Annotated in this window: 13 protein-coding genes; 12 read left to right on the top strand and 1 reads right to left on the bottom strand. The window is 45.9% G+C overall.

Annotation, left to right across the window (positions count from 1 at the left end; genetic code table 11):
* Window positions 1–683: 683 nt before the first annotated feature.
* The gene (locus BJP34_RS35265; protein WP_229424182.1) at window positions 684–1,220 is read left to right on the top strand and encodes a hypothetical protein; all 537 of its coding nucleotides are present in this window, start codon (window positions 684–686) and stop codon (window positions 1,218–1,220) included.
* On the opposite strand, the gene BJP34_RS35260 is transcribed toward BJP34_RS35265, so the two are convergent.
* Window positions 1,217–1,444: a hypothetical protein gene (locus BJP34_RS35260; RefSeq protein WP_083305512.1), complete on the bottom strand. Its 228-nt coding sequence runs from the start codon at window positions 1,442–1,444 to the stop codon at window positions 1,217–1,219. The genes BJP34_RS35265 and BJP34_RS35260 overlap by 4 nt on opposite strands.
* A gap of 139 nt (window positions 1,445–1,583) precedes the next feature.
* On the opposite strand from BJP34_RS35260, the gene BJP34_RS35255 reads away from it, so the two are divergent.
* The 11 genes from BJP34_RS35255 to pseC all read left to right on the top strand — a co-directional run bounded on the left by BJP34_RS35255 (window position 1,584) and on the right by pseC (window position 13,376).
* Window positions 1,584–2,348: a cytidylyltransferase domain-containing protein gene (locus BJP34_RS35255; protein ID WP_070396358.1), complete on the top strand. Its 765-nt coding sequence runs from the start codon at window positions 1,584–1,586 to the stop codon at window positions 2,346–2,348.
* A 9-nt stretch (window positions 2,349–2,357) separates the two neighbouring features.
* Window positions 2,358–3,356: an NAD-dependent 4,6-dehydratase LegB gene (locus BJP34_RS35250; RefSeq protein WP_070396357.1), complete on the top strand. Its 999-nt coding sequence runs from the start codon at window positions 2,358–2,360 to the stop codon at window positions 3,354–3,356.
* A gap of 348 nt (window positions 3,357–3,704) precedes the next feature.
* The gene (locus BJP34_RS35245; protein ID WP_070396356.1) at window positions 3,705–4,901 is read left to right on the top strand and encodes a LegC family aminotransferase; all 1,197 of its coding nucleotides are present in this window, start codon (window positions 3,705–3,707) and stop codon (window positions 4,899–4,901) included.
* The gene (locus tag BJP34_RS35240) at window positions 4,898–5,518 is read left to right on the top strand and encodes an acetyltransferase (RefSeq protein WP_202972054.1); all 621 of its coding nucleotides are present in this window, start codon (window positions 4,898–4,900) and stop codon (window positions 5,516–5,518) included. The genes BJP34_RS35245 and BJP34_RS35240 overlap by 4 nt, the downstream gene beginning before the upstream one ends.
* Window positions 5,519–6,032: 514 nt before the next feature.
* Complete coding sequence (gene neuB / locus BJP34_RS35235; protein WP_070396355.1) at window positions 6,033–7,034, top strand: N-acetylneuraminate synthase; 1,002 nt, start codon at window positions 6,033–6,035, stop codon at window positions 7,032–7,034.
* Window positions 7,031–8,191, top strand: coding sequence for a UDP-N-acetylglucosamine 2-epimerase (neuC, locus tag BJP34_RS35230; RefSeq protein WP_070396354.1), 1,161 nt, complete (start codon window positions 7,031–7,033; stop codon window positions 8,189–8,191). Before neuB ends, neuC begins: the two co-directional genes overlap by 4 nt.
* Entirely contained in the window at window positions 8,178–9,344 is a 1,167-nt protein-coding gene (locus tag BJP34_RS35225; RefSeq protein ID WP_070396353.1) for a nucleotidyltransferase family protein, read from the top strand. Before neuC ends, BJP34_RS35225 begins: the two co-directional genes overlap by 14 nt.
* 203 nt (window positions 9,345–9,547) lie before the next feature.
* Window positions 9,548–10,612 carry a phytanoyl-CoA dioxygenase family protein gene (locus tag BJP34_RS35220; protein WP_070396352.1) on the top strand — a complete coding sequence of 355 codons (1,065 nt, stop codon included), beginning with the start codon at window positions 9,548–9,550 and terminating at the stop codon, window positions 10,610–10,612.
* 70 nt (window positions 10,613–10,682) lie between these two features.
* Window positions 10,683–11,702, top strand: coding sequence for a UDP-N-acetylglucosamine 4,6-dehydratase (inverting) (gene pseB, locus BJP34_RS35215; protein ID WP_070396351.1), 1,020 nt, complete (start codon window positions 10,683–10,685; stop codon window positions 11,700–11,702).
* A 290-nt stretch (window positions 11,703–11,992) separates the two neighbouring features.
* Entirely contained in the window at window positions 11,993–12,247 is a 255-nt protein-coding gene (locus BJP34_RS41860) for a hypothetical protein (RefSeq protein WP_149031356.1), read from the top strand.
* Complete coding sequence (gene pseC, locus BJP34_RS35210; RefSeq protein ID WP_070396350.1) at window positions 12,207–13,376, top strand: UDP-4-amino-4,6-dideoxy-N-acetyl-beta-L-altrosamine transaminase; 1,170 nt, start codon at window positions 12,207–12,209, stop codon at window positions 13,374–13,376. The genes BJP34_RS41860 and pseC overlap by 41 nt, the downstream gene beginning before the upstream one ends.
* The last annotated feature ends 83 nt before the right edge of the window (window positions 13,377–13,459 follow it).

Raw genomic sequence — 13,459 nt, 5'->3', positions numbered from 1 at the left:
AACGGATTCGTGAAGGCAAGACTAACTGAAAGTTTGATTTAAATGAAGTGCTTTTTTCACAAATCAAATGGAGATGCTATAGCAAAACCAAATAAATCATTAAACCCAAGGCTGATTTCTGATAATACCAAAAAATTCTCGGATCGTCACAGCAAGGCAGAAGGCAGAAGGCAGAAGCGATGCAGTTGGCCAAAGGGGGTACCCCTCATGAGCAACTCCATCAAGACAAGGTCGTTTCAATGGACGACAGCTTATAACCAGTTATTCCCTAATGACTAATTGTTGGTTTAGGAGTGTTGGTTTAGGAAATAAATTCAAAACTTTACTGGGTGCTTGCTACCACTTAATTAAATAATTTAGTAATACAGTTACTAACAGCAAATTAAATACTATCTAGCTATTTAATTTGAGGAGTGGGCTTCGATGGTCTTGTTGATCTCAGTCTCTCCCCATACCACTTTTTTCAAGTTTTCATTTCAACGAGAGGAAAGTGATTAACGGGGAGATTTTGTGTCTATTTTTTAGTATAGCGGTTTGCAACTCGTGCTAATTACAAAGCGTCATTATTCAGGCATAAAATTTGCATAAGCTGGGTTACGACGCGGATAAAAACTGATTGGTAATCCCTCACAATTCTGGCCGCGCCTAACCCACCCTACGAACTGATAGCGGTTCTCATAGTAATGAGCTACACAGGATTTTTTCCCTCTTGCCTCTTGCCTTTTGCCTTTTGCCTCTTGCCTACTCCCAGATCCGCTGTTCCCTTTTCCCTTATAATGACACAAACAACACCTAAAAAAAGAAGATGTGAACGTAATCGGAAACGTTCTAAACGAAGAGCTATTTTTTGTCCCATTCATCGTTGCCACCTGGATAGTGCTAGTCAAAAATATCGATTGTTTGCTGATCGACCAGGACAACTGATGGAGCGTGGTGTTAAACAAAAATATGCCTTGATGCTGATAGCAAGTAAAACTACAGTAGCCATTGAAGGAGAGTGGCTAGAGGCTTTTTGGTGTAGTGAGTGCCAGGAAACCCAGTGGTATCACGTTGCCAAAACAGGCGATCGCACCTATAAGGTATCGTTGGCTCCTGATGTGTTATGGCAACAAGTAACAGGAGTTGTAGATCCTCAAGGAAATCCCTCAGTGGGAGAATTTACCCGTCGCCAGTCTAGAAGGATTGGTTTTCACGGGGTTAAAGATTTTGGAGCTATTTAGCTTTTTATAGGGAGTAGGGAGTAGGGAGTAGGGAGTAGGGAGTAGGGAATCGGGAGTAGGGAGTAGGGAGTAGGGAGTAGGGAGTAGGGAGTAGGGAGTAGGGAGTAGGGGAGGAGAGGCAAGTGGGGGAGGGGCTGTGTGCAATGGCTTGGCTCTAAATCTTTAAAGCCTTGTGGAAACCACAACCGTTGCTGATCTGACTCTCCATCTGCCCATCTGCCCATCTGGCCACACTGGCCACACTGGCCACACTGGCCACACCTCTCTCTTTTTCCTCCTGTTCCCTGTTCCCTGTTCCCTGTTCCCTGCTCCCAACTCCCTAAAACCAAAAAATTTCTAACTCATCCAAGTAAAAATTGCTATATGATTTTAGGAATTATTCCTGCAAGGGGTGGATCAAAATCAATCCCACTTAAGAATATTGTGTCTGTTGGGGGGAAGCCACTGATTGCATATACGATTGAGGCTGCTACCTTAGCTAATTCAATTGACCGCCTGATCGTCTCAACCGACTCAGTTGAGATTGCTAATGTTGCTCGAACCTATGGGGCAGAGGTTCCTTTTCTTCGGCCTTCAGAGCTGGCACAGGATGATACTCCTGGTATGGATCCAATCTTACATGCACTTCAATGGTTAGGTACTCATGACGCTGATCAACCTGATTACGTTCTGGTTTTGCAGCCAACCTCTCCACTGCGTACTGCTGAAGATATAGATGGGATTGTTCGGTTAGCTTTAGAACAAAAGGCTGAAACAGCTGTTAGTGTTTGCCCCGTACATCATCATCCGTTTTGGAGTAAGGGCATTGATCCAGTGGGTAAGCTGGTTAACCTATTCTCCTCTAGTGAAACCTATACCAGGCGGCAGGATTTGCCCCCAGCCTACGCTTTGAATGGTGCTCTTTACTTTGCCCAGTGTCAGGTGTTAATCGAAAAAGCAACATTCTATACAGAGCAAACCTATGCCTATGTTATGCCTACTGAACGTTCCCTAGATATTGATACGCCTTGGGATTTATATTTGACAGAGTTGATTTTGAATAATATAGCGCTGCGGGCGGGGAACAGGCAAAGATTGGGCAGTGTGGGCAGTGTGGACAGTGTGGGCAGTGTTGGTGTTGGTGGGTAAGGAAAAACTGTGAAAAAGCTATTAGTGACAGGAGCTGATGGTTTTATTGGCTCCCATCTGACCGAAGCACTGGTGCGTCAAGATTATGATGTACGTGCTTTTGTCCTATATAACTCCTTCAACTCCTGGGGCTGGCTCGATCGCTGTGCCAAAGATGTCCGTGGTCAGTTTGAAGTCTTTGCGGGTGATATTCGCGACCCCAATGGGGTCAGGACAGCCATGAAAGACTGTGATGGGGTCCTGCATCTAGCAGCACTGATTGCCATCCCCTATTCCTACCACTCTCCCGATACCTATGTAGATACTAACGTTAAAGGGACGCTGAATGTGGTTCAGGCCGCCCGGGATCTTGGAGTCAGTAAGGTAGTCCATACGTCTACCAGTGAGGTATATGGTACAGCTCAGTTTGTGCCGATTACAGAGGACCATCCCCTGCAAGGCCAGTCACCCTATTCCGCCAGTAAGATTGGAGCCGACCAGATTGCCCTGTCGTTCTACCGCTCCTTTGATACGCCGGTGAGTGTGATCCGACCCTTTAATACCTATGGTCCCAGGCAGTCTGCTCGGGCTGTTATCCCAACTATTATTACCCAGATTGCTAATGGTAAACGCCAGATCAAGCTGGGGGCAGTGCATCCTACCCGTGACTTTAATTACGTGGCTGACACAGTAGCAGGGTTTATAGCAATACTGCAGTCGGATCTGGCTGTGGGCGAGGTGATTAACATTGGCAGTAACTTTGAAGTGTCGATTGGCGATACGGCCCGAACCATTGCGGATGTGATGGGAGTTGAGATCGAAGTGATTACCGACGAACAGCGTCTGCGTCCAGGGAAAAGTGAGGTAGAACGGCTCTGGGCTTCCAATCAGAAAGCTCAAAATTTGTTGGGATGGGCACCTAAGTATGGAGGACTTGAAGGATTTAGTCAAGGGCTAGCTGAGACAGCAGCGTGGTTTCGTGAACCGTCTAATCTAGCTGCGTATAAGGCAGATACTTACAATCTATAGCGTTTCTCATAGCTATGAGGTATAGTTCTACGCGCAAGGCAAAAGGCAAAAGGCAAAAGGCAAGAGGCAAGAGGCAAAAGTTGACGTGCATTAGCGCAGGTGCGCTTTCCGCATTAAGAATTAAATTCGCCACGGGTCGCACCTTTTTCAGCTTTTATAAATGTCAAACACCTTAATGCGTAGTGCTATAAACCTAGGAGGTCTTTTTTTTGTCAAATAAAACTCCAGATCTCTTTCCCCTCTTGCCTTTTGCCTTTTGCCTTTTGCCTTTTGCCTTTTGCCTTTCCCCTTTTGCCTTTTGCCTTTTTCGGCAATTCGTGTGTTTACAACCCAGATACAAACGCGCTTATGAGTGCTTCCATTGTCAACTCCATTATCAAAGCCATCCAAGGGGTAGTGGGTCATGACCCCGTCCCATTACATGAGCCGAGGTTTACTGGATGTGAGTGGGACTACCTGAAAGAATGCCTGGACTCCACTTTTGTCTCTTCTGTGGGTCAATTTGTAGACCGCTTTGAAGGGGAGCTAGCCGCTTATACCGGTGCTAACCATGCTGTGGCAGTAGTCAACGGCACCGCAGCACTCCATGTGGCCTTACGCCTGGCAGGGGTGCAGCCTAAGGATGAGGTCTTGATTCCAGCCCTAACCTTTATCGCCACGGCTAATGCAGTGGCCTACTGTGAGGCCATTCCCCACCTAGTGGATAGCGAAGCCCATACCCTGGGGGTGGATCCTCTGGCCTTGCGGGACTACCTCAAAACCATTGCTGAAATCTCCGATGGTCAGTGTATCAATCGTCTCACTAACAGGGTGATTCGGGTGTTGGTTCCCATGCATACCTTCGGCCATCCGGTAGATCTGGATGGGCTGCTGGCAGTGGCTCAGGACTTTCACCTCACCCTCATTGAAGATGCGGCTGAGTCTTTGGGGAGTTGCTATCATGGCCAACATACGGGCACCTTTGGGCGGATGGGTACCCTCAGCTTTAATGGTAATAAGACCATTACCACAGGCGGCGGTGGTGCGATTCTGACTAATGATTCAGAGTTGGCCAGGCAGGCCAAGCACCTGACCACAACTGCAAAGGTGCCCCACCGCTGGGAATATGTGCATGATCAGATTGGTTATAACTACCGGATGCCCAATCTTAATGCAGCCCTCGGGTGTGCCCAGCTTGAGCAGCTTCCTGGCTTTTTGATGGCGAAACGGTGTTTGTTTGAGCAGTATCAGACTGCCTTTAAGGATGTGCCTGGTGTACAGATTATCACGGAGCCGGAGGGTTGTCAAAGTAATTATTGGTTACAGACGCTGATGTTAGAGGAGTCTGTTGCTAGTCAGCGGGATGAGATTCTGGCCGCAACCAACGAAGCTGGGCTGATGACCCGCCCGGTTTGGACATTGATGCATCGGCTGAGGCCCTATCAGGATTGTCCAAGAATGAACCTTCCTGTAGCCGAAGGGTTGGAGAGAAGACTGATTAATCTACCGAGTAGTGCAGGATTAATGTTAGGTAAAGTCACACCCATTGATCAGGAGCTATCGTGACTATAAAGCCAATTATCTTAGTCGGTGCTGGTGGCCATGGTAGAGCTTGCATCGATGTGATCGAGCAACAGGGACACTTTACCATTGTAGGTTTGGTGGGAAGGTCCGATGAGGTCGGGACGTCTGTTTTAGGGTATCCAGTATTGGGAACGGATGCAGATTTGCCTGAGCTTCGTCACAAAAGCCCCAATGCTCTAGTTACCCTAGGCCAAATTAAGACACCGAACCATCGTATTCGACTATTTGAGTTGTTGGTGCAAATGGGATTCTGCTTGCCGACGATTTTCTCTCCACAAGCCTATGTTTCCCGTCACAGCAGGGTGGGCGAAGGCACGATTGTGATGCATGGGGCATTAGTCAATGCTGGAGCCTCGGTTGGGCGTAACTGCATCCTCAACACCCGCGCCGTAGTCGAACATGACGTGGTTATCGGAGATCATTGTCATGTGTCCACAACAGTTATTATTAACGGTGGCACACAAGTTGGAGCAGGTACCTTTATTGGCAGCAACAGTAGTCTGCGAGAACAAATTCGAGTAGGTCAAAATTGTCTAATTGGCATGGGGCAGCAGGTGTTAAGGGATGTTGAAGATGGCAGCCGAGTGCTAAATAAGTAAGCTTTTTGACATCCTCACCGTCCTTTAAGAACGGTGATTCCCAAACCTCACGATCTGGGTTTCTGTTTCATAGCAACAGCCTCCACCTTTAAAAAGGTTTTGTGGTCTTACGTTCGCTCCACAGACTATCCCCGCAAGCCCTGCGGTTCTTATGCGTCGTTCGCGTAGCGGCTCCTAGGTCGCCAAGTTCAAACAAGAAAATCTTGATCTACTTTTTTTTTGATTCAAGGGTTGGACTTCCATTGCCCTATCCTCTTTTCCCTAGAGACGAAACCTTAGGATAGTGGAGTCTTAATTAATAAATTTTCACCCTTCTCTGCATAACCTGCCAACCATAAAGACTCCACTATCCTTACGGTAACTTCAAAGTCTACCGATTTTTCTGCGCCGCCAGGTTACTGGACTTCGCTCGTGTAGGCTGTCTGATCCATCGTCTCGGGTGGGTCGTTGACCATTTTCATTATACCATGTTTTGCCGTCCTAGAAGGACGGGGTTTCAGACCCAATTTTTTTGATGAGGACTTTAATTATTGCTGAAGCTGGCGTCAACCACAATGGGGATATGGCAACTGCCAGGAAATTAATCGATGTTGCGGCAGATGCTGGGGTTGACTTAGTCAAGTTTCAAACCTTTAAGGCTGATTGCCTGGTGACCACCCAGGCCAAGAAAGCTGAGTATCAGAATCACACCACAGATAGCAATGAATCTCAGCATAGCATGATTCGCAGGTTGGAGTTAACTCGGGAAATGCATCAAGAGTTAATTGCCCACTGCCAGGTGCGTGGTATTAGCTTTTTCTCAACCGGCTTTGATCTCGAGAGTATTGATCTGTTAGTAGAACTGGGGCTAGACCGTTTCAAGATTCCTTCAGGGGAAATTACCAATTTGCCCTACTTACGGCATATTGGGCATTACGGTAAGCCCATCATTATGTCTACGGGCATGGCCAACTTGGGGGAAATCGAAGCTGCTCTAGATATTCTGGAGCAGGCCGGTACAGGGCGTGATCAGATCACGGTACTTCACTGCAATACCGAGTACCCTACCCCGATCAAAGATGTCAACTTGCGGGCCATGGTGACTATTCGGGAGGCTCTGGGAGTAGCTGTAGGCTATTCAGACCATAGCTTGGGCATTGAAGTCCCCATTGCTGCGGTGGCTTTGGGGGCTACAGTGATTGAAAAACATTTTACCCTTGATCGCTCCCTGCCAGGACCAGACCATCGGGCCAGTATGGAACCTGAGGAGTTGAAGGCAATGGTTACAGCCATTCGTAAGATTGAGCAGGCTCTGGGGGATGGACGCAAGGGTCCGAGCCCAAGTGAAGTAAAGAATAAACCCATTGCCCGCAAATCCATCGTAGCGGCTGGTGCTATTAAGGCTGGGGAAGTCTTTACAGCATGTAATTTGGCAGTGAAGCGACCAGGTATTGGTATTTCCCCGATGCGCTGGGATGAGGTGTTGGGACGAAAGGCGATCCGTGATTTTGAGTCGGATGAGCTGATTGAGCTATGAACCGAAAAATTTGTGTTGTGACCGGTACTCGGGCTGATTATGGACTTCTACGTTGGGTCATGGAACGCATCCGACAAGCACCAGACCTGGAATTGCAAGTTGTTGCTACGGGCATGCATCTTTCCCCGGAGTTTGGGCTAACCTACCGCGAGATTGAAAAGGATGGGTTTACCATCGACCGCAAGGTAGAAATGCTGCTTAGTTCGGATACGGCGACTGGGGTGGCTAAATCCATGGGGCTCGGCCTGATTGGTTTTGGGGATACTTTCCAAGACTTGGAGCCGGACGTGATCTTGGTGCTAGGGGATCGGTTTGAAATTTTTGCAGCTGTGGCAGCTGCACTGATGGCTCGTATTCCAGTAGCCCATTTGCATGGGGGCGAGACCACTGAAGGTGCTTTTGATGAAGCCATTCGCCATTCAATTACCAAGATGTCCCATCTACATTTTGTAGCAGCAGAAGAATACTGTAAACGGGTGATTCAACTGGGGGAGCATCCGGATCGAGTCTTTTTAGTGGGAGGATTAGGCATCGACAATATTAAGCGGTTGAAATTGCTTGACCGTGAAGCTTTAGAAGACGCTTTGGGATTTACGTTAGGCAAAAAGAACTTATTGATTACGTTTCATCCGGTTACCCTGGAGCATTCGTCCTCTGCCGAGCAGATGGCAGAACTACTCGCGGTTCTGGATGGCCTAGACGATACCCATCTGATTTTTACAATGCCCAATGCTGATACCGATGGCCGTGTGCTATTTAGCATGATTGAGGCTTTTGTAGCATCTCATCGGAATGCTCGGGCTTACACCTCTCTAGGCCAATTACGCTACCTTTCTTGTATTCAGCAGGTAGATGGGGTAGTGGGAAATTCTTCTAGTGGACTAGCAGAAGTACCAAGCTTTCGTAAGGGGACAATCAATATTGGCGATCGCCAAAGGGGTCGTCTTAAGGCAGATAGCGTCATCGATTGTACTCCAGACCGACATGGTATCAGCACAGCGATCCATCGTCTCTACTCCCCTGAGTTTCAAGAGACACTGAAAACTGTTCGCAATCCCTATGGGGAAGGCGGAGCGAGTGACAAGATTGTGCATCACCTGCGTAGGGTGCAGTTAAACAATCTTCTGAAAAAAAGTTTTTTCGATGTCTCAATGTAATCTGACTGAAGCTATGACTTACCACACCCACTCTGCAGATAATCGGTGGCAGCAAGCCCTACTCCCGATGGGAAGCACCCTTGAGCAAGCCATCCGCAATCTTGATCAGTCCACCTTGCAAATCGCACTTCTGATCACAGCTGAGGGTGCTCTGGTTGGTACTGTTACAGACGGTGACATTCGTCGAGGCCTCCTACGAGGACTTGATCTTCAAAGCTCGGTAGATGCTGTGGTTAACCGTAATCCGATTGTGGCACCACCGGGGCTGAGACAAGAGACGATGTTGCAAATTATGCAAGCCAATGGGATTCAGCAGTTGCCAGTAGTGGATGAATCTCGCCGTGTTGTTGGCTTATATTTGCTCGATGAATTAGTTAACCTAACCCAGCGACCTAATACTATGGTGATTATGGCAGGGGGAAAAGGAACCCGCCTGCGTCCCCTCACCGAAAACTGTCCAAAACCCTTGTTGCCAGTGGCGGGCAAACCAATGCTGGAACACATTATTGAGCGAGCTAGTTCTGAAGGCTTTCAACATTTTGTGATTTCTATCCATTATTTGGGAGAGATGATCGAGGAGTATTTCAGTGACGGTAGTCGTTGGCAGGTTCAGATTGATTATCTGCGAGAAGACTCTCCTTTAGGAACAGCTGGTGCGATTAGCTTATTACAGAACCGCCCTGAGGTGCCTTTTATTGTAACCAACGGCGATGTGCTAACTGACATTCGCTACGGGGAGATGGTTGATTTTCATATCCAACACAGGGCAACTGCGACCATGGCCGTTCGTTTGCATGAATGGCAAAATCCCTTTGGCGTTGTCAATACTAAAGGAGTTGACATCGTTGGCTTTGACGAAAAACCTGTGGTTCGCACTCATGTTAATGCTGGTATCTACATTCTGAATCCTTCCGCTCTAGATGAACTGAACCCTGGTGAACACTGCGACATGCCTGTCTTGTTTAGCCGCCTGCAGGAGCACTGCCACCGGACTATTGTTTATCCAATCCATGAGGCTTGGCTTGATGTTGGTCGAGAGGAAGATTTCCAGCGAGCTCAGGTGGCTTTAAGTGGAAAGCCTTCAGTGGTCAGTGGTCAGCGGTCAGCGGTCAGCGGTCAGTGGTCAGCGGTCAGCAGACTTAACTCAGATTAAACGAATGCTTAACTCTCTTATTCAAAAGCTGTTCGCGCAGCGTGCGCGTAGCACATTAGCTGATAGCTGATGGCTGATGGCTGATGGCTGTTCGCGTAGCGTGCGCGTAGCGCATAGGCTGATAGCTGATAGCTGATAGCTGATAGCTGATAGCTGAATGCTTACAACCAGAATATATAAACCAAAATACAAAATCTATCATTATGAATCCAATTAATGATACCAAATTACTAGATAATTTATTATTTAAACTAAATTATCTAGTAATTTGTTTGGAATTGTTTTTGAAGGGTATAAAAGCCTTCCAAAGGGATGGTAGAACTCCAAAAAATTCCCATTTTGCCATGGTAAACCTTTACGTTTTGACCAATGGGCGATTCAATGACTTCATGAGCTTGGTACAGCAAATTCGACATCCCAAATATCCAGACGTTAGTCCACAGGGGATTTTAGGAAACCTGTCTCAACAGGACCTGAAAGAGATAGCTCGCGAAATTAGAGAGAATGGTTACTACATTGCTTCTCAACGACTCAATCGAGATAGTATAGGCAGAATTTTTAAGTTTGCCGAAGTTACTCCAGCATCCTATGTCAAATTATCTAATAACTATTCAAGACGTTTAGCTAAAAAAATAATTTTTACTCCTAAAGCTCCTATTTCTCCAAGATATAACTTTAGCATCCAGCAGATTTTTGAAAATACAGATTTACTCAATCTAATCTTAGATCAATCTTTCCTAGGAGTAGCTCAAGAGTATCTGAACTGTAGTCCGGTTTTGGATTCAGCTGCGCTTTGGTGGAGTGCACCCTTTAATGGCAAAGGGACATCAGAAGCAGCACAAGAATATCATTATGATCTGTCTCACCTTAAATTCTTAAAAATTTTTATATATCTAACAGATGTGAATTCTGATAATGGCCCCCATTGCTACGTTAAAGGATCCCACACCAGAAAACCAAAGGCATTACTTCCAGTGGGGAGAAAGTCAGATACTGCGATTGGCCTTCATTATCCAGAATCAGAAATCCATGAGTTATGTGGCCATCAGGGAACAATTATAATTGCTGATACCAGAGGATTTCATAAGGGTAAACCATTAGTAAGTGGAAATAGGCTCATATTTCAGTTAGAGTACTCTAACAGTTTGTTTGGGGCAAATAATCCGAAGGTTAGAATGGACAAGATTCCCGATGTTTCACGATTAAGACAATTAATGGATCACTATCCACGCACTTATAGTCAGATAGTAGACCTCTCTGTCAATTAACGTTGAGCATAACTACTGATTATTCTGGATTAAAACTTACCATTACTATGCATTGCGATCCGTTTTTTTTATGTTAATTAATCAAGATAGTTCCATTTTAGTTACAGGTGGAACTGGTTCCTTTGGAAAAAAGTTTGTAGAAACTATCTTACAACGCTTTCCCAAGATCAAGCGTTTAATAATTTACTCCCGTGATGAGCTAAAGCAGTTTGAAATGGCTCAAAAGTTTTCCCCCAATCAATATCCGGGAGTGCGGTATTTTATTGGTGATGTGCGAGATGCACGACGTTTAATTCGTGCTTGTGAACGAGTAGATCTTGTTGTTCATGCTGCTGCTCTTAAGCAAGTACCAACAGCAGAATATAATCCAATGGAATGTATTCGTACCAATGTGTTGGGTGCAGAAAATGTGATCCAAGCTGCCTTGGATACTGGAGTTAAACGGGTTATTGCCCTCTCAACGGATAAAGCTGCTGCTCCCATCAATCTTTATGGGGCAACGAAGCTTTGCTCCGATAAGTTATTTATTGCAGCTAACAATATTAGGGGCACAAGGAATTTGTCGTTTAGCGTTGTGCGCTATGGTAATGTGATGGGGTCTAGGGGATCGGTGATTCCCTTTTTTCTGAATAAGCGTCATCAAGGTGTATTGCCCATCACCGATCCTCGCATGACTCGCTTCAATATCTCCTTGGCAGAAGGGGTAAAAATGGTATTTTGGGCAATGGAACATGGTCAGGGAGGAGAAATTTTTGTACCCCGTATTCCTTCCTATAACATTACAGATTTAGCTAAAGCCATTGGTCCTGAGTGCGATCATCCTGTGGTGGGAATTCGACCAGGGGAGAAAATTCATGAGGAAATGATTACCACGTCTGATTCGTTTACCACTGTTGACCTTGGTTCTTACTATGCTATTTTGCCTACGAATAATGGAAATTACAGTATTGAAGAGTATTGTGAGAGGACTGGAGCAACGCGAGTCGAACCTGGATTTAGCTACAACTCTGGTAGTAATGATCGGTTTTTAAGTATTGACGAAATTCGGCAGTTGATTGTGGAACATGTAGATTCAAGCTTTAGGGTTTAAGGTAAGCATTCAGCTATAGTGTTTGTATCTGGGTTGTAAAAACATGAGTTGCTGTCAAAGGCAAAAGGCAAAAGGCAAGAGGGGCAAAAGATCTGGAGTTTTATTGTCCAATAAAAATAGACCTCCTAGATTTACATCTCAAATACAAACGCGCTTATCAGCCGTCAACCGTCAGCCAAAGGCTCAAACTACGCGAACAGCTTAACATCAACCTCGTTTTTCGGCGTTGCTGAATCAAGCAATGAATAAGAGTAGAGTGGGCATCCTGCCCGCTCGAAAATAAGAAAGTCATGAAACTGGCAAGATGCCAGTTCCACGCAAGATGCCCATACCACAACTGTATTAAAATCATTCGATTATTCAGCAACGCCCGTTTTTCTACTACTCCCTGCTCCGAAGTCCCTACTCCCTGCTCCCTGCTCCGAAGTCCCTGCTCCGAAGTCCCTACTCCCTACTCCCTACTCCCTACTCCCTGTTCCCATCAATCCTATTTTTACATCTCAAATGAAAAAGCAATATATTCCCTACGGTCGTCAAACTATTAGTCAAAAGGATATTGATGCTGTAGTTGAGGTTTTGCAATCCGATTGGTTGACTCAGGGACCAGCGATCGCTAAATTTGAGCAGTCTGTGGCGGATTATTGCGGGGCAACCTATGGTGTAGCTGTGTCTAGTGCTACGGCGGCTTTGCACATTGCGTGCCTAGCTGCTGGATTGGGCAAAGGGGATACACTGTGGACCTCCCCCAATACGTTTGTGGCATCTGCTAATTGTGGACGATATTGCGGGGCTTGGGTTGATTTTGTTGATATTAACCCTAGGACTTATAACCTTAGTGTAGAGGAGTTAGAGCGTAAATTAATTTGGGCAGAGAAACAAGGCTGTTTGCCAAAATTAGTAATTCCCGTTCATTTTGCTGGTCAGTCCTGTGAGATGAACTCGATTGCCGCTTTAGCTCAAAAGTACGGTTTTAGGGTACTTGAAGATGCTTCCCACGCCATTGGTGGACAATATCAAGGACAGCCGGTTGGCTTATGTCAGTTTTCTGATCTAGCGGTGTTTAGCTTTCATCCGGTGAAAATTATCACCACTGGTGAGGGTGGTATGGTGCTAACAAATCAGGCAGATTTATACGAAAAACTGATCCGACTACGCACTCATGGTATTACCCGCAAGCCGGAGTTGATGAAAGGGGAATCTGATGGTCCTTGGTATTATCAGCAGTTAGAGTTAGGGTTTAATTATCGCATTACTGATATCCAAGCAGCGTTGGGTGTTAGTCAAATGCAGCGCTTAGAGGAGTTTGTTGAGCGGCGCAGGTTTTTAGCTCAGCGATACAATCAGTTGTTGTCAGACTTGCCTTTAACTTTACCTTGGCAACATCCTGATACAAATTCAAGTTGGCATTTATATGTGATTCGGCTGAAGCTAGATCAGATCAATAAGACTCATCGTCAGGTATTTGAGAAACTTCGTAGTTTAGGAATTGGTGTTAATTTGCACTATATTCCGGTGCATACGCAGCCTTATTATCAAGAGTTAGGTTTTGGTTGGGGTGATTTTCCTGAAGCAGAGAAGTATTACCGAGAAGCGATTAGTATTCCCCTACATTATGGATTAACTGAACAAGCTCAGGACAGGATTTTCCAGACAATACAGGAAGTTTTAATGTAGGAAGTTTTGTAGTCATTGCCAGTGGTTCAACCATTCGTGGACTGCCTATTCTGTAGAGAAATTTACTGTAGCTATAATCAATG

This window comes from Moorena producens PAL-8-15-08-1 (assembly GCF_001767235.1).
GTDB lineage: Bacteria > Cyanobacteriota > Cyanobacteriia > Cyanobacteriales > Coleofasciculaceae > Moorena > Moorena producens_A.
Note: the sequence above shows the minus strand (reverse complement) of the source record. Positions and strands in the feature narration are given on the sequence as shown.